Source organism: Raoultella sp. (assembly GCF_039594335.1).
GTDB lineage: Bacteria > Pseudomonadota > Gammaproteobacteria > Enterobacterales > Enterobacteriaceae > Klebsiella.
In genome coordinates this window covers 12,742-33,827 of record NZ_JBCNNS010000012.1, presented here as the reverse complement: position 1 = coordinate 33,827, position 21,086 = coordinate 12,742, and the positions used below count along the sequence as shown (strand labels likewise).

The following is a 21,086-nucleotide window of genomic DNA, read 5'->3' as shown; positions in this document are numbered from 1 at the left end:
CTTACGCCATGTCGTCGTTTTTGAAAGATTTGGTGGCGCGGAACTGCCACAGTGCCAGGCCGACGACAAAGATCGACAGCAGGATAGTAATGGTCGCCGCAATGGCATATTGCGAAGACGACATTGTCAGTTTGTAGATCCACGACACCAGAATATCCGTCCCGCCGGCGTTAGAACCGGCGACCGCTGGCCCGCCGTTGTTGAACAGGTAAATGATGTTGAAGTTGTTAAAGTTGAAGGTGTACTGAGTGATGATGATCGGTGCGATCGAGTACAGCACCAGCGGCAACGTAATGGTCCGCAGGCGGGTAAACGTGCTGGCTCCGTCCATGGTCGCGGCTTCATAAAGATCGTCAGGAATCGCCTGCAGCACGCCGGTGGTCATGGCAAAGACAAACGGAAAACCCAACCAGGTTTGCATCATAATCAGCGCGGTTTTCGTCCAGAACGGATCGGTCAGCCACGCCTTCGGACCAATGCCGAAGAACGACAGAATCGCGTTGTTGATCACCCCAAACGAGTCGTTGAACATCCCCGCAAACACCAGGATAGTGACAAAACCCGGAACCGCCCACGGCAGGATAAAAATGGTGCGAATCATCGGTTTAACACGCAGATCTTTCTGGTTCACCAGGATTGCCAGCAGCACACCGACGGCGCATTGCAGGGTCGTCGCCAGCAGCGTCCACACTACCGTCCACTGCAGCACGTCAAAAAAAGTCGAGCGCCAGATAGAGAGGGTGAAAATATTGATAAAGTTTTTAAAACCCACCCAATCCACCAGCTTAGCCGGCGGCGTGTGGTAGAGGTTGTAGTTAGTAAACGCGATGGCGAAGCCAAAGAGAATCGGGAAGATGACGACGAACACCAGCAGAATAAAGCCGGGGCTGATCATCAGATAGGGAAACCCCTGGTTCAACAGCATCTGATACTGTTTGCGCACGCTGTTCAGCGCCACGCCCTCATCGCGCTTTTTGCCGTTAACCCAGGCATCGCGCAGCGAAAGAGAGTAAATGAGCAGGCCGAAAGCGACGATCAGGAGGCTGATAATCCCTTCTGCCAACAGGAAAATGGAGTTATCCCGCGGGACTTCCTCACCCAGAGTGTAAAGCCCCCACAGTCCTTCCTGCAGGAAGTCATAAAAAACCCCCATGAAACTGCTCAGCAGAACCAGGAAGACAAGCCCCTTCAGCCACTGGCGATGATAAAACTGGCCAAAACCCGGCACAACAGCCAGCAGCAGGCCGCACCACGCATGGCGTCCTGCGCCGCGCACCTCGGCAATATTTTCACTGGGATTGATAATCACACACCACTCCTTCTGAAAACGGGAGGTCTTCCTCCCGCTTCTTTACCTCTATGCCCTGATAATCCGGGTAACAGGTCAGCGACCAACGCGCCTGTCACCTTAAAATGACGGACATCGCGATTACTGGTTGCTGGCCTGCATGGCCTCGATCTGCATCTTGATCTGTTTCTCTGCATTATCGAGGGCCGCCTGCGGCGACTGTTTGCCGGTCAGACTGAGCTCCAGCGCCGCATTCGCCGGCCCCCACACTTCGCCCATTTCCGGGATACCCGGCATCGCCGTGGCGCGAGCGGATTGTACCGCCACCGCGCTGGCTTTCTCGTCATTCTTGATAAGCGGATCGTCAATCATTGCTTTCAGCGCCGGGATCTCGCCGGTTGCCACATAGCGCGCCTTCACGTACTGAGGCTGATTGATAAACTCAATAAATTGCTGTGCCAACGCTTTGTCTTTACTCCAGGTCGACACCACGTAACCTTTTACGCCAAGGAACGAGCTCATCGGTTTGCCGTCTGGCAGCGTCGGTAGCGGCGCAACGCCGTAATTAATTCCCGCCGCCTCGTACGGCTGGAAAGCCCATGGACCGTTGATCACCGCCGCCGCTTTCTTCTCCGTGAATAACGAGTCGATGGCATTCAGCCCGTTATCACCGAGGATCCCCGCCGGGAAGACCTTGTCGCTATAGAATTTTTTCAGGAAGGTGACGGCTTCGACCGCACCAGGCTTATTCAAACCGACGTCCTGCGGGTTAAAACCGCCCTTATCGTTTTTGCCGAAGATATAGCCGCCCATCGGGCCAATCGCCCCCCAGCTGTAATAGATCTGATCGAACTTCGCCAGCAGGCCATATTTGTTCTGCGCCCGTTGCGCTTTCGAATAGTCGAACCACGCCTGCAGGCTATCCAGCGGTTTGTCGATCAGGTCTTTGTTGTAAATCAGCACCAGGGTTTCCACCGCTTTCGGCACGCCATACAGCACGTTACCCATCCTGAAGGCATTAATTGACGCCGGGGTGAAGACCTCCTGCTTCGCCTGATCCAGCGTTAGCGGCGACAGCAACCCCTGCACTACCGCCCCCCCGAGCTGGTCATTCGGGATCACCAGCACATCAGGGCCAATACCGGCTGGACCGTCAAGGCGCAGCTTTTCCAACTGCTGGGCATAAGGCATCTCCTGCACGTTGACCTTAACGTCATACTGTTTTTCAAAATCGCCGATCGCGGCTTTAATCCCGGCGGATTTTTTGATGTCTTCCCAGACATTCAACTGACCGGCGGCGTGAGCCTGCAAGCTGACCAGCTGCCCGGCAGTCAGAGTCGTGAGGATAAGTGCAGCAAGGATGTTCTTTTTCATTATCAACCTCATGTGAAGGTATAACAATTTATTGGTTTTATTTGATGATTTCATTTATCACTGGGTTTGAATCAACTGATAAATGGCGACTTACAACGCTAAAGTAAGATTTTCCTGATTTGTTATACGCTACGCTTTGAAGGCGTATAAAACTACATGAAGCTACCAGTTGTGTGATCGTGATTGCAGAAATGAAACATCGATGTAGGGCTCAAAAATACTGGAAGTTATAGTCATCCCATGATTTCAGTGCTGTTGAGCATTGTTCAGCCAGGTTGTTACACGTAGTACAAAAAACCGCTGCAACCCTAATCCCAACGGCAAATAACGATTACTAACCCCGGGGAATGTTGATGTCCAATATACGACTGAGGAATGTCACCAAACGGTTTGGTACTACCGTGACGCTGCAGCAGGTCAATCTTGATATCGAAGACGGTGAGTTTGCGGTCTTTGTCGGGCCATCCGGCTGTGGGAAATCGACCCTGCTGCGCATGATTGCCGGACTTGAGGAGGTCAGCGATGGCGAGGTGCTGATCGGCGATGAGGTGATGAATGATGTGGTGCCCGCGCACCGCGGCGTGGCTATGGTTTTCCAGTCCTATGCGCTCTATCCGCACATGACGGTGGCGGAAAATATGGGCTATGGCCTGAAAGTCAATAAAGTGCCGAAGGACGAAATTCGTCGTCAGGTCGAAATGGTGGCCAAAACACTACAGCTGACTCATCTGCTGGACCGCAAACCTAAGCAGCTCTCCGGCGGCCAGCGCCAGCGCGTGGCAATCGGCCGTGCCATCGTCCGTAACCCACGGGTATTTATGTTTGATGAGCCGCTCTCGAACCTGGATGCAGAGCTGCGTGTCGAGATGCGTCTGCACATCGCCAAACTGCATCATGAGCTGAAAACCACTATGGTGTATGTCACCCACGATCAGGTGGAAGCGATGACCCTGGCCGATAAAATCGTGGTGATGAACTACGGGAAAGTCGAGCAGATGGGTTCGCCGATGTCGCTGTACTACAACCCGGTCAACAGGTTCGTCGCCGGTTTTATCGGCTCGCCGAAAATGAACTTCCTGCCCGCCACGGTCACCGCCTGGCAACCGGGACAGCTCAGCGTACAGATGGCGCAGCATCACAGCCTGACGCTGAATATCACCACCTCGCCGCTGCAACCCGGTGATGCGGTGACGCTGGGGATTCGCCCTGAACACCTGTCGACCGATGTTCGCAGCGGTACGGTAGTGGAATTTCAATGTGAAGTGGTTGAACGCCTGGGGAACAACACTTACCTGTTCGGCCAGTGCTACGGGCATGACAACGTTAAAATTCTGCTGCCTGGTGATGTTCACTTTCGCCCGTGGCAGAAAATCGATGTTGCCTTTGATGACCGCTTCTGTATGGTTTTCGATGCAAACGATCTGCGGATCAGCACCAATATTACTGCGCCGGAAGACCATTCAAAAACATCTGGCTGTCATGATGACGCTGTAAACTGAACCTGGATGCTGCCAACGCAAGCTATCGGCATGCCAGCTCCAGCCCTCGTTTCAATCCGCGCAGCTCATTGCCTCGACTGTTGCGGATCATCCACTGTTAGCCCGATATCCGCGCCATGTCGTGATTCGGGCATTTTTTAAATCCAATAATCATTGTCGCTCGTCTGCGACCTTTCCCGACTATCGGATATACTCATTACAACCCGAATAACATAAGGATATGCGCATGGCGACCAGAAATCTGGTGAGTCTGGTTACCGGGGTATTGATACTCGCAGTTATTGTGCCGATAGCCTTAAGTATCTGGCTGGCGACCAGCCAGGCGAAAATACTGTTTTATTCCGAACTGGATAACTACTCTTCCCGCGTACTCATGCGCATCCAGCAGGTGGCAAACCAGGCACGAGAAGCCCTGCAGGAAGCCGACGCCCACAGCGCAGCTGCCTGTAGCCCGCAGCATTTGCTCGCAATGCGCCAAATCGCCTATACCCATCGCTATGTGCAGGAGGTGCTTTGGCTCAAAAATTTGGTGCCGCAATGTTCTTCTCTCGAAGATCGCAGTACTCCCGTCTCCTTTCCTGCCCCCGATCATATCAGCACCGATGGCTATCGGACCTGGCTCACGTCGGTCAACGATCTCGGCCTGAAGCATAAAATGACGGCGCTAGGCAGTAAGCATCATATCGTGATGATCGATCCCGCCTCATTTATCGATATCATTTCGCCCGGCAAGGAAAATATTCATGCGATTCTGTTTGGCATCAAAAACAAGCAGGTCATTACCAGCAGCGAGCCTCTCGATCCGGTGGTCTGGAATCAAATCAATCACCTGGATGGCAAGACGCTCACCATCGACAACACAGTTTATCGCCTCCATCGTATTTCTGAACTGGGGCTGGCTATCGCCATCTGGTCATCCACGCTACCGCTACAGGAAAAATTCCGCCATCAGTTGATGCTGTGGCTCCCCCTCGGCCTGTTTATCAGTCTGCTGACCTCATTTTTGCTACTGCGACTGCTGCGTACCTTACGCTCACCACGCTATGGAATGCTGGATGCGCTGCACTCCGACGCGATTCAGGTCCATTACCAGCCCATCGTCGCGCTCAAGGACGGCAAAATCGTCGGCGCCGAAGCGCTGGCGCGCTGGCAGCAGCCCGACGGCAGCTTTTTATCGCCGGATATTTTTATTCCGCTTGCCGAAGAGACCGGGCTCATTACCCATTTAACCGAAGATATTGTGCGAAAAATTTTCGCCGAACTCGGCCCGTGGCTGCACACGCATCCACAACTCCACATTTCAATTAATCTCTCGGTCGACGATCTGCGCTCTCCTACCCTGCCAGTCCTTCTGGCCGAACGGCTTCACCAGTGGGAGATCGCGCCGGCACAAATTACGCTTGAGCTAACGGAGCGCGGTTTTGTCGATCCCGATAATATGCTGCCGGTGATCGCCCGCTATCGCCAGATGGGACACAGTATTTCAATCGATGATTTCGGGACCGGGTATTCCAGCCTGAGCTACCTGCAAAAACTGGATGTCGATATCCTGAAAATAGACAAATCCTTCGTCGATACTCTCGAATATAAGCCGCTAACGCCGCATATCATCAAAATGGCCAAAGCGCTCCATCTGGACACTATTGCCGAAGGAGTCGAAACATCGGAACAGCACGACTGGCTGTGTCACCACGACGTACTCTATGGCCAGGGCTGGCTATACAGCCCGGCATTGCCGAAGGAGCAGTTTATTCTGTGGGCAGAAAATAACCTTAAAGCGCATTGAGCTACGCTTAAAGTAAATCCATGAAGGGAGACTTCCCTGATGCAAAAACATCCCTGGCCTTTACACGATGTACGCCACTGGCTGGAACCCGGCGCGGTGGTCTTAATCAGCAGCCGCTGGCAGGATCGGAATAATATTATGACTCTTGGCTGGTATACGGTGCTGGAGTTTTCCCCCTCGCTGGTAGGGTGCATGATTTCCGCTGGCAATATCAGTTTCGATATGATTCGCCGCAGCGGGGAGTGCGTTATCAACCTGCCGGATGCCGCAATGGCGGAGACGGTCGCCAGAATCGGTAACTGTGACGGCGACACAGTGGACAAGTTTGCGGCCTTCCGGCTCACTGCAGAACCCAGTATACAGGTGGCCGCGCCATCCATTGCCGAGTGTCACGCCAGCTTTGAATGCCGGCTCTTCGACGATGCGCTAGTGGAGAGCTATAACTTCTTTATTTTTGAAGTGGTGGCGGCAAACGTGAAACCGCAGCCCAGGTGGCCACAGACCCTGCATTATAGCGGCGGCGGTCTGTTTCGTACCGACGGCGATGTGCGCGATTATCGCCATCTGTTTACCAAAGTATCCTGACCACGCCACTGCCGTCCCCTTCAACAGGAAAGGGACGGCGGGAGAGATATTCATCCGGTAACGGCAGGAAGCCGCCGAAAATCATGCGTTGACTATCACAGAGCATGTTATCGCCTAACGCCTTCATCCTTGAGTCGGCCATCATGGTGGCATTCACCGCGTCGCGCACTTCTTTTGACGGATATTCTATCCGGTTGAACACGACCTCTTGGCTTTCACCGCCATGTGAAAATCGGTGAGCTTATCGCCGGAACTTCGTCCGCCTGGCACTCCCTCCGTAGCGCATCACACTCTTTAAACAGCGGTGCAGCCTTTGCTGCCAGCTCGCGATAGGCCTGCTGATTTTTCGCGGGCACGGCCACGATAAAACCATCAACGTGCTTCATGAGTATGATCTTCGAAGTGAACAGCGCGACCGGAGAACCCGGCCGCATCTGTCGGGCTAAGTTTAGCCCTTACTCCCTGTAACCGGAGGAAATCAGGAGACGACTTCACGTGTACCGGTGACCGCTTTACGCAGCGCCGGCTGGCGAAACCAGGGTAAGAACAGCTGGATAAGCGGCCCGATCGTCAGAGCATAAAGCACGGTACCGACGCCAAAGGTCCCCCCCAACGCCCAGCCGATCGCGAGAACCGATAGCTCAATGACAGTGCGGATCCCGCGCAAAGACCACCCGGTACGGGCATGTAAACCGGTCATCAATCCATCACGCGGCCCGGGTCCAAAACCGGCACCAATATACATCCCCGTTGCCAGTGCGTTAAGTACGATGGCGCCGCTCAGCATCAAGCTGCGCAACACCAGCGACTCCATCGGCGGCAGGACGGCCAGCGTCGCGTTTGCCGCCAGTCCCAGGACGATCACATTGCTGACCGTTCCCAGCCCCGGCATTTGACGCATCGGGATCCACAACAGCAGCACCGCAGCCCCGGTCAGAATTATCACCGTGCCAAAATCGAGGCCAAACTGCTTACCGATGCCGAGATGAAAAACATCCCACGGATCGGCCCCCAGATTGGCATGAACAAACAACGCGGTCGACACGCCGTACAGAACAAGACCGATATAGAGCTGCACTAATCGACGTAACATTTTTTACCTCTGGATGATTGCGGACCTTGCCATCATCAGCAAAAATGGATTGATAATTAATGGCCAGTTTTTTAAAAGTGGATCGCTATGGTTTCTCGTCGCTTCGGTACGCAATCGCTAGTACGCCTGTTGGGCCACTGGCAAGAGTCTTCAACCCGAACGCCGCTCTGGCGCCAACTGGCGGACGCCCTGCGTCTGCTGATTCTCGATGGTCGACTGACGCTGGAGACACGGCTGCCAGGTGAACGGGAGCTGGCCGCAGCCCTGAACGTCAGCCGCACCACCATCGCCAGCGCGCTCGGCCAGCTGCGTGAAGAGGGTTATCTTTACAGTCGCCAGGGAAGCGGTTCGCGGATCGCCCTACCAGAACAAGCGGACACGGTGACAAAAGTGGCCCTCCATCCATCCTCAGTCAATCTGGCCACCGCCGCCCTGAGCGCCGGACCGGAGATTCATCAGGCCTATCATCAGGCCCTGACAATGCTGCCGCAGCACCTGTCCAATACCGGTTACGATCAGCACGGGCTACCGGTTTTACGGGAGGCGATAGCCCGCCGCTACTGCGAGCGAGGTCTTCCAACCCGCAGCGATGAAGTGATGATTGTGAACGGCGCGCTGAATGCATTTTCGTTGGTACTTCGCTTGCTTAGCGGGCCAGGCGATCGCGTGGTGATTGATGCGCCGACCTATCCCATGGCGATCAGCGCCATTCAGGGCGCCTCCTGCCGTCCGGTTAGCGTCGCCCTGCCGCAGCACGGCTGGGACTGCGACGGACTGGCGGCAACCATTGCGCAAACCGCGCCGCGGCTGGCATGGCTGATGCCTGATTTTCACAACCCTACCGGCCGTTGTATGGATAGCGCCACCCGCCAGCGGGTGGCCGATATAGCGGAGCAAACGCGGACGACGCTGGTGGTTGATGAGACAATGGTGGATTTATGGTACACCGCCCCGCCACCACCACCGCTGGCGACCTTCAACACCGAGGCGCCGGTCATCACGATTGGTTCGGCCGGAAAAAGTTTCTGGGGGGGATTACGTATCGGTTGGATCCGCGCCTCCTCACGCACTATCGCCTCATTAGTTCAGGCCCGGGATTCACTCGATCTGGGCACTCCACTTCTCGAACAACTGGCCTGCTGCTGGTTGCTCGAAAATGATCGGGCCTGGCTCCCGGCGCGTAGAGCAATGTTGGCCGCACGCCGCGATATGTGTGGCGCGCTCATGACGGAATACTTTCCCCACTGGCGCTTCACATCGCCAGAAGGCGGACTCTCTTTTTGGGTGGAATTGCCGGGGATGCTGGCGACAATATTCTCAGCAAGAGCAGAAAGTCTTGGGATTCATATTGGTACCGGAACGCGCTTTGGCCTGGCTGGCGCCTTTGACCGCTACTTACGCTTACCTTTCACCCTGGACGATGAGGAGTTGCGCCGCGCATTTACAACCCTGCAGCCAGTCTGGGCAGGTCTTGCGCAGCAGAATGAAAATACGCGAATACGTAAAATAATATAATAAAATATCGACGGGCTGGATTCAGCCCGTCAAAAAACCATCATCCATGACGCATATGAGATGTTTTTTATAAAATTGCGCTTCATGATGTCATCGCTATATGTCTGCCCGATGACATCAATGAAAAATTTCATTAATGCTGGCGTGGGATTGGAAAACTTTTTAACGAGATAATAAAACCATTTTCATCTTTTTTTATTTTCGCCCCGGTATCACACCAGTCGGAGGCAATGCGAAAGAACTCATCACTACCGATATTCCAGTTGAGGCGAACATGCTTAACATACCCTGAACGTAACAAGTCGCAGGCTTCGCTATAGTTGCTGGCTGTAGAGAATTGTTGTTTCATTTTTTCTTCTTCAGAATTTTTCTTAATGCTTTGATTTCTTTAGGGGTTAATGGAGAAGCTTCTTCTTCGGTATGCTGGCTATCAATATCTTCTTCCGAAACCCCCGCCTCACCTGCAGAATCCGCCATTTGAAAGGCAAGAAGCAGCAGTTTCTCCGTTGCAGTACCCAGATTCTCGTTATTTACTTCCGCATAATGACGCAGTTTTTCTTTTAACTCCGCATCAATTTTTACGTTCAAAACTACTGTAGTCATCGTCATGCTTCCCGTGCAATAAATTTACAGTAATTAATACACGAAGTTAACAAACTGATCCAGACATATATTTTCAGCTGATAGTCAGACTATAAATACCCAGTGATAATCTGCCAGTTATTTGTGACATAGGGATGACATTAATATGTCAATATCATTTCAAATTTATGACATATATTTTTAAAGCATAACAAGAGGGTATTTTTAGAGGCGATACTGACAGGTATGTTCTCCCTCAAGTTATCCGCTATTCATCGTGCTGGCACGATTCGGAAGTGCAAAAATCAGGCAAAATACTCCGACATGCAGATACGCAAGGTGGTTTTTTGCTCATTGCGGCAGCATGTGAAACAAGAAGGAAAAAACAGGGATCCCCAGAATTGGGTGGGGGCCCTGCCAGCTACATCCCGGCACACACGTCGTCTGCTCTGGCTGCTTCCTTCCGGATCTGACCTGGTAAACAGAGTAGCGTTGCGGGAGAACCAACAGAGCCCCCATTGAGAGCGTCGTTATCCAACGCGCTGGCGCATTATCCCTACTGGACCAACGAATTGCAAGCTAACCCCAACCGGATGCTGGTTTATTGCGCAGCGGCAGGCGAAAAGCGTCCTGTCTAACCCTGGCGACACGGTGTCGACCCGCTATTTGTGCCGCCGCCGCAAGCGGCACAAAAGCGATGCCCCGGACACAATTCTCTGTTTCACTACGCTTCTTCGGGCCTAAATTAAAGGATTGCGAGCGCTATAGCAGCACATTTCCCTGTCGCCATCCCTACTTCAATCCACATCTTCGTACTCTTTTTAATCAATGTGTTACATCAATGGTAATGGAATGAGTGAAGCTCCCCGTTTAACCACGCCCCTCGCAATGCCACAGATCGACGGCGTCACCCTCTCCTTTCAAGGGTTGAATTTCCTGCGCCTGGAGCTGATGCTGGATTTCGGCAGCGTCAGCAGCGGCCCCCTGCTGGCAGTCACCACGGTTGCTGTGCTCTATTCCACGGTTGGCGTCCTGCGGCGCATTGATTTGCGCAAACTGACCATCGAAGTCAGCGGTCGCATCATCTACCCGATCTCCTCGCAGCAGCTACCTTCCCTGCGGGCCAAGCTGATTATCAACGCCCACTCCCGACGACTGAAATTTTTCGAGAGTTTGATAGCCGTCAGCCCGTATGACAACCTGCACGGGATGCAGATTCCAGGCCTCGTTCTCGATTTCACTATCGTGAAACCCGCATAGCCCCACGCTGTACAGGCACGCAGTCAGCGCTTATTCTGAGCCTTTCCCGGTTTACAGGACGCACGATGGATTCTCACGACACTTTTCCCCGGCGGGTCTGGCAAATTGTGGCCTCAATTCCGGAAGGTTGCGTCGCCACCTATGGTGATATAGCACGACTGGCGGGCTCACCCCGTGCGGCACGCCAGGTTGGCGGGGTCCTCAAGCGTTTACCTGAAGGCTCCACGCTGCCCTGGCACCGGGTGGTTAATCGTCACGGCGACATCTCTCTTACCGGCCCGGATCTGCAGCGCCAGCGCCAGGCGCTGCTCGCTGAAGGCGTGCAGGTGTCCGGCAGCGGACATATCGATCTGCAGCACTATCGCTGGATTTATTGAAGACAAAAAAATGCCCCAGGCAGGGGCATAGATGGTTTACTGCGCGGTAGGGGTATCGCTGCTGGCGACCGGTACGGCCGTCTGCTGTACCGGTACCAAAATCAGGTCGGCCCGGTTCCCTCCGCCATTCACCACCGTCTGCACGGTATCGGTGATAAACATCAGCTTGCCGTCAACGGTGATGGCCGAACTCAGCAAAATTCGCGCGTCAGGCTTAATGTCCGCCTGGTTGTACGGCAGGACGAAGTTATACGGCGGCTGTTTACCTTCGGTACGAACCGTTTTCTGCGCCAGTACACGCGACGGCGCATCGGCTAACGATGCATCCGACAAGGTCACGGTCAGTACCGCATCCGGCGGTAGGGCGACTTTCTGCCGGATGGAAATGGTCCCGGAAACATTAGGCTGCTGCTGCGATGACGTCAGTGAGGCAATGCCATAAGGATCGGGGGTAGCCGCGGTACTGGCCGTGTTTGCGCCGTGATTATTCGCGCAGGCGGTCAAAGCGGTTGCAACGGCTAAAGCACTTAACATATAGGTAAATTTCATTATGTTCTCCTTTTCATCCCTTTACATGCAGGAGTATGTCCTGCCGACTGACGAGCAGTAACATTGGCATCATGCATAAGTGTGGCACAGATCTCAGTTCTCTTCCTGCAGATGACCCTTTATTCAGATTATTACACCCATCGGACCACTTGAGATTCCAGGTTATACTTGCCCTCAATACGCACTGCGCAAGGCAGTTATCATTGATTGAGGGTAAATATGAGTCAGGCACTAACCAATCTGCTGGCATTATTGAATCTGGAAAAAATTGAAGAAGGGTTATTCCGCGGGCAGAGTGAAGATCTGGGCTTACGTCAGGTCTTTGGCGGCCAGGTCGTCGGTCAGGCACTGTACGCGGCGAAAGAAACCGTGCCTGCCGAGCGTCTGATTCATTCATTCCACAGCTATTTCCTGCGTCCTGGCGACAGCCAGAAGCCAATTATTTATGACGTCGAAGTGTTGCGCGACGGCAACAGCTTCAGTGCCCGTCGGGTCGCGGCCATTCAAAACGGTAAACCCATTTTTTACATGACCGCCTCTTTCCAGGCGCCAGAGCCCGGCTATGAGCACCAGAAATCGATGCCGGCCGCACCTGCACCGGATGGTCTGCCTTCTGAAACCGACATCGCGCGTAAGCTGGCGCATCTGCTGCCGCCGCAGGCCAAAGATAAGTTCCTCAGCGACAAACCGCTGGAAATCCGCCCGGTTGAGTTTCACAACCCGCTAAAAGGCCATGTTGCTGAACCAACTCGTCAGGTGTGGATCCGCGCCAACGGCGCGGTGTCGGAGGATATTCGCATTCATCAGTACCTGCTGGGCTACGCTTCCGATTTCAATTTCCTGCCGGTGGCGCTTCAGCCGCACGGCGTCGGGTTCCTGGAGCCGGGGATGCAGGTGGCGACGATCGACCACTCGATGTGGTTCCATCGCCCGTTCAACATTAACGACTGGCTGCTGTACAGCGTTGAGAGCACTTCTGCATCCAGCGCCCGGGGCTTTGTTCGCGGTGAGTTTTATACACAGGATGGCACGCTGGTGGCGTCAACCGTTCAGGAAGGGGTCATGCGCAATCGCCACGCTTAAAGTGTCATCCGTGACGAGTAATGCCTGAATACTGTCCCCTGACAACAAAAAAAGCCTCCCGTCGGGAGGCTTTGCTGCTAGTGGAGATAACTCAATTTATCAGGCGTTGTAGGCATTTTCGCCATGGCTGTTGACGTCCAGACCTTCGCGCTCCTGCTCTTCCGGAACACGCAGACCGACGGTCATATCCGCCACTTTATAACCGATGAAGGCTACAATGCCGGACCAAACGATAGTGATGCCGATACTTTCCAACTGCACCAGCAGCTGATGGCCCATGGTAACGCCTTCCGCGTAGCCGACGCCGCCCAGAGAAGTTGCGGCAAAGATACCGGTCAGGATACAACCCACGATACCGCAGACACCGTGTACGCCGAACACATCGCACGGATCATCAACACGCAGCCAGCGTTTCAGAACCGTTACGCCCCACAGACCCGCCAGGCCGGAAGCGATACCCACAATCAGTGCGCCGCCTACGCCGATATAACCACATGCCGGGGTGACGCCAACCAGACCGGCAATCGCACCGGAACAGGCACCTAACAGAGAAGGTTTACCGCGGGTTGCCCATTCGCCAAAGGTCCAGGCCAGAATAGCCGCAGCGGTCGCCACAACGGTGTTGACGAAAGCCAGCGCAGCAATTTCGTTCGCCGCACTCGCGGAACCAGCGTTAAAGCCAAACCAGCCAACATACAGGATTGCTGTACCGGTGAAGACCATCGGCAGGTTATGCGGTTTGAACGCTTCTTTGCCAAAGCCAACGCGTTTGCCCATCATATAGGCACCCACCAGGCCAGCAACGGCGGCGTTGATATGCACCACGGTACCACCGGCAAAATCCAGCGCGCCGTGCGTCGCCAGCAGACCACCGCCCCATACCATGTGCGCAATCGGCACATAGGAGAGAGTCATCCAGACGGCAACGAAAATCAGCACTGCGGAAAAGCGAATACGTTCAGCCAGCGAGCCCACGATCAGGCCAACGGTGATACAGGCGAAGGAGCCCTGGAAAGCGACGTGGATGTACTGATAGAAGGTCCCCATCAGCGCTTTCAGCTCAATGTTTTTCAATAATACCCAGTCGAAACTGCCGAAGAAGCTGCCGCCGGTACCAAACGCCAGCGTGTAGCCATAAACGACCCACAGTACGCATATCAACCCAAAGGTGACGATGACCTGGGTCAGCATAGAGAGTACGTTTTTACCGCGAATCAGGCCGCCATAGAACAGCGCAATGCCCGGAATGGTCATAAACAGCACCAGCGCGGTGCAAATCATCATAAAGGCGTTGTCGGCTTTATCTGCCACTGCCGGTGCGGCGGCCATCGCCAACCCCGGAAGCAGTGCCAGCGCACCCAGACCTGTTTTCATTGTTGCTATTTTCATTTTCTCAATCCCCATCACTGTGTGGTCTGGACGTTACAGTGCCGCTTCGTCGGCTTCGCCGGTGCGGATGCGAATAACGCGTTGCAACTCGGCGACAAAAATTTTGCCATCGCCAATTTTTCCGGTGTAGGCCGCTTTACTAATCACATCAACGACCTCATCAAGCTGATCGTCGGCAATCGCGACATCAATCTTCACCTTTGGCAGAAAATTGACGCTGTATTCGGCACCACGGTACAGCTCGGCATGACCTTTCTGACGGCCAAACCCTTTTACCTCAGTGACCGTCAGGCCCTGAATGCCGATGGAAGATAACGCTTCACGCACATCTTCCAGTTTGAATGGTTTGATTACCACGGTAACCAGCTTCATAAGTCCCCTCCGCTCAGAATTCGTAATGGCAGCAGCTAACACGCAGAAAATAAAGCAAGGGCTATGCCAGAAATGAAAAAGGGCCGCAGAGCGGCCCTTTTAGCGAAGAAAACAGAGGAATGGCATAAGAAGCAGGCGGAAAAGCGCTGGCCCCACGCAAAAATGCATCATTATGGTGCAAAAAGCGTTACATTTTTGCACCATACTAAACCACACCAGCACAACTGCCTGCTTATAGTGCATCAGGCAATCAGCGACTCTTCCTGCGCGCTGGCCGCCAGCTCTTCACCGGCCAGTTGCAGCTGATACATTTGCCAGTAGCGCCCTTTTGCTCCCAGCAACTGCTGATGATTGCCACGCTCGACGGCCTGCCCGCGGTGGAGCACCAGAATGGTGTCAGCTTCAACAATCGTCGACAAACGATGCGCAATCACCACCAGCGTGGTGTGCTGGCGAACTTTGGCCAGCGCTTGTTGAATCGCCTGTTCGGTGCCGGAATCGATATTCGCCGTCGCTTCATCGAGAATCAGAATCTGCGGGGTATCCACCAGCACCCGCGCCAGCGCCAGCAGCTGTTTCTGTCCCACCGAGAGATTATTCCCCTGCTCGCCGAGCTGGGTGTAAATCCCCTCACTCATTCCGCGCGCCAGTTCCGCCAGTTGCACCGACTCCAGTACCTCCCAGACCTGCACCTCACTGATATCGCGACCGAGCGTGACGTTGGCATAAAAGGTATCCGCCAGCACCACCGGATCCTGCTGCACCATGGCGACGCCCTGGCGCAATGCACTGTGACTCAATAAGGAGAGCGGACGCCCATCAATACGAATCTCCCCTTTGCTCAGCGGGTAGTAACCCATCATCAGGCTGGCAAGCGTGCTTTTACCGCTGCCGGTATGGCCGACTAGCGCCACAAAACCACGGGACGGAATCTCCAGGTTAATATCCTGCAGCACCAGACGATCGCCGCGATAAGCAAAAGAGAGATTCTCAATCGACACCGTGCCGCTGCGCAGCGGCGCACTATCCTGCCCCCACTCCTGACGCGGGCGATCCATCAATTCGAAGACGCGCTCGCCGGCGACCACCGCCTGCTGGAGCATTGATTGCTGGGTCGTCAGCTCGATCAGCGGTTCATTCAGGCGCCCCAGATAGCTGATAAAGGCATACAGCACCCCGACTTCAATCGTGCCAGCCGAGCTGAAGCCAAACAGCATCAGCAGCCCGCAGAGTACCAGCGTTGAGAACAGGCTCAGCAGCGGACGCAACAAAAAACCATCGAGGCGCAGCGTTTGCATCCGCGCCAGATAGTGCGCATAGCTGGCTTCACGCATCCGCTCGCCGAAGCGCGCCTGCTGGCGGAACTGCTGGATAACGCCCATGCCATTGATCACTTCATTAAAGCCGTCGTTGATATCCGCCAGCCATGCACGCACCCGGCGCACGATCGGCGTGCTGTAACGTTGATAAATCACCATCACGATCAACACCGCCGGGAAAATAGTCAGCGCCACCAGTGCCATGCGCCAGTCAAGGCTGAACATCGCCACCAGCATGGCGCCGATCAGTGCCGCGCTACGCAGCACCGTCGCTACCACCGTGACGTACAGATCGCGGATCACTTCCGTGTCGTTGGTGACACGCGAGATCAGTTGCCCGACAGGCTGGGTATCAAATTCACTCAGCGGCTGACGCAGCGCCGCATCCATTACGTCACTGCGTAGCCGCTGTACCACGCCAACAGCGGCGCGGTTAAACAGCAGCGACTGGTTATAGTGCAGGGTCGCCGCGAGGATCTGTAAGCCGAGGTAGGCCACGGCAAGGCCACAGACCAGCTTCAGCGGCAGGGAGTTCTTCGCCACCATATTATCGATAAAGTAGCTGATCAGCAGCGGACCACTGACCTCGGCGGCGGCCGCAATCCACATCATCACCACCGCAATAATCAGCGGCTTACGCCACGGAGAACCGTAGGCCAGCAGGCGTTTTAAAGTGGGCCAGAGCTCGGAAAAACTACGCATCGGCGGCCTCCTCTTGATCCTGTGGCGCATCGTCCAGTGCCGCTTCCAACTGTTGATAGCGATACATATCGCGATACCAGCCGGGTTGCGCCACCAGTCCGTCGTGGCGACCGCGCTGGACAATATGACCATGCTGCATCACCAGAATCTCGCTGGCTTCAGTCAGTGCCGACAGGCGATGGGCGCTGATAATCACCGTCCTTCCCTCTCCCCACTGCCGCAGGTTATGCAATATCTGATGCTCGGTCCGGCCATCCACCGCCGACAGCGCATCGTCAAGAATCAGTATCTCCGCCTCCAGCAACAGCGCGCGTGCGATGGAAATGCGCTGTTTTTGCCCGCCGGACAGCATCACGCCGCGTTCGCCGACTTCCGTGTCATATCCCTGAGGCAGGCGCAGAATATCGTCGTGCACGCTGGCCAGCCGCGCAACGTGCTCAATTTGTTCCGCCGTCGCATCGGGCCTTCCCAGCGCGATGTTGTTGGCGACGGTGTCAGAAAAGAGGAACGGCGTTTGGTTCACGACCGCCAGGCGGGCACGCCAGCTATCGAGCTGCAACCGCGTCAGCGGAATATCATGGAAGCGAATATCCCCTTGCGTGATGTCAAAGTGGCGCTGGATCAGCGCCAGGATCGTGCTTTTTCCTGCGCCGGTTGGCCCGCAAATACCCAGCATTTTCCCGGGCTGGAGCACGAAGTTCACCTTCTCCAGCGAGGCTTTATTCGCCTGCGGATAGATAAATTCGCGCACGGCGACGCTCAGCACACCACGCCCTTCCGGGACCTGCTCATGACCATCGTTGACGGTCGGCGCCTCTTCGAGCATCGTGCGGATCCGACTGTAGGCCGCGCTGCCGCGTTCCACGATGTTAAACATCCATGCCAGCGCCAACATGGGCCAAATCATCAAACCGAGGTACATCACAAAGCTGGTCAGTTGGCCCAGAGTCATACTGCCCTGCAGTACCATCCAGCTCCCGCCACCGATCGCCAGCAGGTTAGCCATACCAATCGCGATATAGATAGTCGGGTCAAAGCGCGCATCAATACGCGCCACGCGCATGTTTTTTCTGCCGGTATCCGCCGCATCGGCAGCAAATTGCGCCGACTGCCGGTCCTCCAGGCCAAAGGCCTTAATCATGCGGATACTGGTCAGGCTCTCCTGAGTACGATCGTTGAGGCTGGAGAATGCCGCCTGCGCGACGCGGAAGCGCGTATGGAGTACATCACCGTTACGCTTGATAACCAGCGCCATCACCGGCATCGGCAACAGCGCCAGCAGGGTGAGCTGCCAGCTGATTTGCGTCGACATCACGATCAATACCGCGCAGCCCATCACCATCGAGTCCACCAGCGTCAGCACCCCTTCACCCGCAGCAAACACCACCCGATCAACATCGTTGGTGGCGCGGGCGATCAGGTCGCCGGTGCGGTGGCGCAGGTAAAAGGCCGGATGCTGACGGCTGAGCTGACGATAAAAGTCCTCCCGTAGCTCCACGGCCAGTTGATAAGAGGCGCCAAAAAGCAGCACGCGCCAGACGTAGCGCAGCAGATAGACCATTACCGCGATCAGGACTAACGTACCAATCCACATCCACACCTTTTCGGCGGTGTAATGTTGTCGGGTGACGCCGTCAACCACGATTCCCACCACCTTTGGCGGAATCAGCTGTAAAACGGCGATAATGGCCAGCAGGGCAATAGCACCGAGATAACGGCGCCACTCCCGGCGGAAGTACCAGCTAAGTTGAGCAAATAATCGCAAGCAGTTAAATCCTGAGTGTATAAATCGTCGCGGCAAACGCCGTTAATCAATAGGTAAGGCAGTGGTGTATTTTATCTGTTCCATCGCGAAACTCGAAGTGACATCAGATAGCCCGGGGACGCTATTCACCAGCCGTTTATAAAAATCATCGTAGCGTTTCATATCCGCTACCTGCACCCGCAGCAGGTAATCATACTCTCCCGCCATACGCCAGAAGCCGAGGACTTCCGCCATCTGCGTGACTTCGCTGACGAAGCGGCAGTACCAGTCGCTGCTGTGATGCTGGGTCTTGATCAGCACAAATGCTGTCAGACCGAGGCCAAGCTTTTCGGCATCCAGCAGGGCCACGCGCCCAAGCAGGATACCCTCATCCTCCAGCCGTTTCAGCCGTTTCCAGCAGGGCGTGGTAGTCAGATTAACGGCATCAGCCAGCGCCTGCAAAGAGAGGGTGCAGTCAGTTTGCAGCAAAGAAAGCAGCTTACGGTCAATTTTATCTAGCACAGGGCACCTCTGAAGAAAATTTTTCTCCATTCATTGTAATTGAAAGGCTAAATAGCAACAATTTTTCCTCGCGCTTGCGCTAAGCTGGGCACAAAATGACAAACAGGAAATGACGATGAAGAGCGCCTGGGTAAAACACGCAATCAGTGAAATCAACGCCGATTATCAGCGTTCCGCCGACACGCACCTTATTCGCCTGGCGCTACCCGGGTTCCCGGGTATTCAGATCTACCTGAAGGACGAGAGCACCCATCCTACCGGCAGCCTGAAACACCGTCTGGCGCGTTCTCTGTTCCTTTACGGCCTGTGTAACGGCTGGATTAAAGAAGGAACGACAATTATCGAAGCCTCTTCCGGCTCGACGGCAGTCTCTGAAGCCTACTTCGCACGTCTGCTCGGTCTGCCGTTTATCGCCGTCATGCCTTCCTGTACGGCAAAACGCAAAATTGAGCAGATTGAGTTTTATGGCGGACGCTGTCACTTCGTCGAGAGCGCGAGTGAAATCTATGCCGCCTCTGAGAGGCTGGCTCGCGAGCTGAACGGCCATTATATGGATCAGTTTACCTTCGCTGAACGGGCGACGGACTGGCGCGGCAATAACAATATTGCCGACAGCATTTTCCGACAGATGACCCACGAACCGCATCCGCAGCCCTCTTACATTGTGATGAGTGCGGGGACTGGCGGGACATCGGCCACGATTGGCCGCTATATCCGCTGTCAGGGCTATGATACTCAGCTGCTGGTGGTTGATCCGCAAAACTCGGTCTTCCTCGACTACTGGCACAGCCGCGATGCCAGCCTGCGCAGCCCGGTCGGAAGTAAAATAGAAGGTATTGGCCGTCCGCGCGTCGAGCCATCATTTATTCCTGACGTCGTCGATGAGATGCTGCGGGTGCCTGATGCGGCCAGCGTTGCCACCGCCCTGTGGCTGGAAAGGCTGCTGGGGCGCAAAGTCGGCGCCTCCACCGGCACCAATATGTGGGGCGTGCTTGAGCTTGCCGTGCGTATGCGCGCTGAGGGGCGTAGCGGTTCTATCGTCACTCTGCTGTGCGATAGCGGCGAACGCTATCTGGAAAGCTATTACAGTCCGCAGTGGGTCGCGAGTCAGATTGGCGATATCACTCCGTGGCAGGCAAAAATCGCGGCAATGGTGAACACACAATAAAAAAAGCCAGACACAAAGGTGCCTGGCTTGCTGGAAGGGTCTGTTTATTCGGGGGAATAAGGAAGATCGGGATTATCCAGCCAATGAGTTAAAAAATGGGAGACCGCTTCATGGCGGCAGTCTCCAATAACCGGTAAATTCGGCAGTTCAGCTTTGAGCTGCGGCATGGCGTTACCCATAATGACCCCGCGTCCCACACTACCGAGCATTTCGCGGTCGTTCATGGCGTCGCCAAACGCCATACAATCTTGCATCGACAGGCCCAAATGCTGGCTAAGTACCGCCAGGGCAGCGCCTTTATTACAACCATTCGGCAGCACTTCCAGACAGTCGAACGCTGAAAAACAGATATGCGCGCGATCCCCGAGTGCTTCAGCCAGTTGAACGTTGAGCCGCCGGAGATCATCGTGATCGCCGCAGAAGCAGACTTTGGTGACGTTATCGGTCGGCATCAGCCTGGGATCGTATATCTGATAGCGGAAGCCGCTGAAAATATGCGCTTTCAACAACCCGGGGATCTCCTGGCCGGTAAACCAGCCGCCGTCATTAAAGACGTGCATGCTGGCTGCCGTGTCCCAGCGACGGTGGAGCACCGCTTCCGCGACGCCAGGATCGAGATCGCTGCGGTGCAGCACTTCTCCATCCAGCGCATGAATCCGCGTACCGTTGCCGGTAATTAAGTAGGCATCCAGCGAGAGCTCAGCGATTACGTAGCGCATTTCCAGCGCATGGCGTCCCGTAGCAAAGGTCAGGGTTATGTCACGATCGCGCAGACGCTTTAGTGTTGAGAGCGTTGATATTCCCAGACGATGATCCGGCAGCAGCAGCGTACCGTCCATATCAAATGCAGCGAGTCTTGCCATGTGAGTTCCCAAAAGC

At 54.9% G+C, this 21,086-nt stretch carries 20 protein-coding genes, 1 other RNA gene and 1 pseudogene; 8 read left to right on the top strand and 14 right to left on the bottom strand.

What is annotated here, in order from left to right; translation table 11 throughout:
• Position 1 precedes the first annotated feature (1 nt).
• Both ACZAHD_RS03375 and ACZAHD_RS03370 read right to left on the bottom strand, forming a co-directional pair.
• Complete coding sequence (locus tag ACZAHD_RS03375; RefSeq protein ID WP_462455529.1) at positions 2-1,309, bottom strand: carbohydrate ABC transporter permease; 1,308 nt, start codon at positions 1,307-1,309, stop codon at positions 2-4.
• 120 nt (positions 1,310-1,429) lie between these two features.
• Positions 1,430-2,662 carry a maltodextrin ABC transporter substrate-binding protein gene (locus ACZAHD_RS03370; RefSeq protein ID WP_462455528.1) on the bottom strand — a complete coding sequence of 411 codons (1,233 nt, stop codon included), beginning with the start codon at positions 2,660-2,662 and terminating at the stop codon, positions 1,430-1,432.
• 353 nt (positions 2,663-3,015) lie between these two features.
• On the opposite strand from ACZAHD_RS03370, the gene ACZAHD_RS03365 reads away from it, so the two are divergent.
• From ACZAHD_RS03365 to ACZAHD_RS03355, 3 genes are all read left to right on the top strand, one after another.
• Entirely contained in the window at positions 3,016-4,161 is a 1,146-nt protein-coding gene (locus ACZAHD_RS03365; RefSeq protein WP_462455527.1) for an ABC transporter ATP-binding protein, read from the top strand.
• 226 nt (positions 4,162-4,387) lie between these two features.
• Entirely contained in the window at positions 4,388-5,947 is a 1,560-nt protein-coding gene (locus ACZAHD_RS03360) for an EAL domain-containing protein (protein ID WP_462455526.1), read from the top strand.
• Positions 5,948-5,986: 39 nt separating this feature from the next.
• On the top strand, positions 5,987-6,532 hold the full coding sequence (locus ACZAHD_RS03355) for a flavin reductase family protein (RefSeq protein WP_462455525.1): 546 nt from the start codon (positions 5,987-5,989) through the stop codon (positions 6,530-6,532).
• A 49-nt stretch (positions 6,533-6,581) separates the two neighbouring features.
• Here ACZAHD_RS03355 and ACZAHD_RS03350 read toward each other — a convergent pair.
• Together ACZAHD_RS03350 and yczE are read right to left on the bottom strand one after the other, a co-directional pair.
• Positions 6,582-6,918, bottom strand: a pseudogene (locus tag ACZAHD_RS03350) (DUF1428 domain-containing protein); the annotation flags it as partial.
• A gap of 92 nt (positions 6,919-7,010) precedes the next feature.
• On the bottom strand, positions 7,011-7,625 hold the full coding sequence (gene yczE / locus ACZAHD_RS03345; RefSeq protein WP_462455524.1) for a membrane protein YczE: 615 nt from the start codon (positions 7,623-7,625) through the stop codon (positions 7,011-7,013).
• Positions 7,626-7,712: 87 nt separating this feature from the next.
• Here yczE and yczR point away from each other — a divergent pair, with 87 nt between their 5' ends.
• Positions 7,713-9,140 (top strand): MocR-like transcription factor YczR, encoded by a 1,428-nt coding sequence (gene yczR, locus ACZAHD_RS03340; RefSeq protein WP_462455523.1) that lies wholly within the window; start codon positions 7,713-7,715, stop codon positions 9,138-9,140.
• Positions 9,141-9,273: 133 nt separating this feature from the next.
• Here the strand turns inward: yczR and ACZAHD_RS03335 are convergent, their stop codons facing one another.
• The 3 genes from ACZAHD_RS03335 to ffs form a co-directional block, all read right to left on the bottom strand.
• A complete protein-coding gene (locus ACZAHD_RS03335) occupies positions 9,274-9,489 on the bottom strand; it encodes a hypothetical protein (RefSeq protein WP_462455522.1) in 216 nt (71 codons plus the stop codon).
• Entirely contained in the window at positions 9,486-9,743 is a 258-nt protein-coding gene (locus ACZAHD_RS03330) for a hypothetical protein (RefSeq protein WP_032696529.1), read from the bottom strand. Before ACZAHD_RS03330 ends, ACZAHD_RS03335 begins: the two co-directional genes overlap by 4 nt.
• Before the next feature lie 391 nt (positions 9,744-10,134).
• Positions 10,135-10,231: signal recognition particle sRNA small type (gene ffs / locus ACZAHD_RS03325), an RNA gene on the bottom strand.
• A gap of 343 nt (positions 10,232-10,574) precedes the next feature.
• Here ffs and ACZAHD_RS03320 point away from each other — a divergent pair.
• Positions 10,575-10,982 (top strand): dTDP-glucose pyrophosphorylase, encoded by a 408-nt coding sequence (locus ACZAHD_RS03320; protein WP_462455521.1) that lies wholly within the window; start codon positions 10,575-10,577, stop codon positions 10,980-10,982.
• 65 nt (positions 10,983-11,047) lie between these two features.
• A complete protein-coding gene (locus ACZAHD_RS03315) occupies positions 11,048-11,359 on the top strand; it encodes an MGMT family protein (RefSeq protein ID WP_462455520.1) in 312 nt (103 codons plus the stop codon).
• 36 nt (positions 11,360-11,395) lie between these two features.
• Here the strand turns inward: ACZAHD_RS03315 and ACZAHD_RS03310 are convergent, their stop codons facing one another.
• On the bottom strand, positions 11,396-11,908 hold the full coding sequence (locus tag ACZAHD_RS03310; RefSeq protein WP_462455519.1) for a YbaY family lipoprotein: 513 nt from the start codon (positions 11,906-11,908) through the stop codon (positions 11,396-11,398).
• Positions 11,909-12,127: 219 nt separating this feature from the next.
• On the opposite strand from ACZAHD_RS03310, the gene tesB reads away from it, so the two are divergent.
• Complete coding sequence (tesB, locus tag ACZAHD_RS03305) at positions 12,128-12,991, top strand: acyl-CoA thioesterase II (RefSeq protein ID WP_462455518.1); 864 nt, start codon at positions 12,128-12,130, stop codon at positions 12,989-12,991.
• A gap of 99 nt (positions 12,992-13,090) precedes the next feature.
• Here tesB and amtB read toward each other — a convergent pair whose 3' ends face one another.
• From amtB to ACZAHD_RS03280, 5 genes are all read right to left on the bottom strand, one after another.
• Positions 13,091-14,380 (bottom strand): ammonium transporter AmtB, encoded by a 1,290-nt coding sequence (gene amtB, locus ACZAHD_RS03300; RefSeq protein WP_462455517.1) that lies wholly within the window; start codon positions 14,378-14,380, stop codon positions 13,091-13,093.
• 33 nt (positions 14,381-14,413) lie between these two features.
• Complete coding sequence (gene glnK / locus ACZAHD_RS03295; protein WP_004858743.1) at positions 14,414-14,752, bottom strand: P-II family nitrogen regulator; 339 nt, start codon at positions 14,750-14,752, stop codon at positions 14,414-14,416.
• A gap of 242 nt (positions 14,753-14,994) precedes the next feature.
• On the bottom strand, positions 14,995-16,773 hold the full coding sequence (locus tag ACZAHD_RS03290; protein WP_462455516.1) for a SmdB family multidrug efflux ABC transporter permease/ATP-binding protein: 1,779 nt from the start codon (positions 16,771-16,773) through the stop codon (positions 14,995-14,997).
• Positions 16,766-18,538: a SmdA family multidrug ABC transporter permease/ATP-binding protein gene (locus ACZAHD_RS03285; protein WP_462455515.1), complete on the bottom strand. Its 1,773-nt coding sequence runs from the start codon at positions 18,536-18,538 to the stop codon at positions 16,766-16,768. Before ACZAHD_RS03285 ends, ACZAHD_RS03290 begins: the two co-directional genes overlap by 8 nt.
• A gap of 42 nt (positions 18,539-18,580) precedes the next feature.
• Positions 18,581-19,039 (bottom strand): Lrp/AsnC family transcriptional regulator, encoded by a 459-nt coding sequence (locus ACZAHD_RS03280; protein WP_004858739.1) that lies wholly within the window; start codon positions 19,037-19,039, stop codon positions 18,581-18,583.
• 115 nt (positions 19,040-19,154) lie between these two features.
• Here ACZAHD_RS03280 and ACZAHD_RS03275 point away from each other — a divergent pair, with 115 nt between their 5' ends.
• Positions 19,155-20,207: a PLP-dependent cysteine synthase family protein gene (locus ACZAHD_RS03275; RefSeq protein WP_462455514.1), complete on the top strand. Its 1,053-nt coding sequence runs from the start codon at positions 19,155-19,157 to the stop codon at positions 20,205-20,207.
• 44 nt (positions 20,208-20,251) lie between these two features.
• Here the strand turns inward: ACZAHD_RS03275 and cof are convergent, their stop codons facing one another.
• On the bottom strand, positions 20,252-21,070 hold the full coding sequence (cof, locus tag ACZAHD_RS03270; protein WP_462455513.1) for an HMP-PP phosphatase: 819 nt from the start codon (positions 21,068-21,070) through the stop codon (positions 20,252-20,254).
• Between the last annotated feature and the right edge of the window lie 16 nt (positions 21,071-21,086).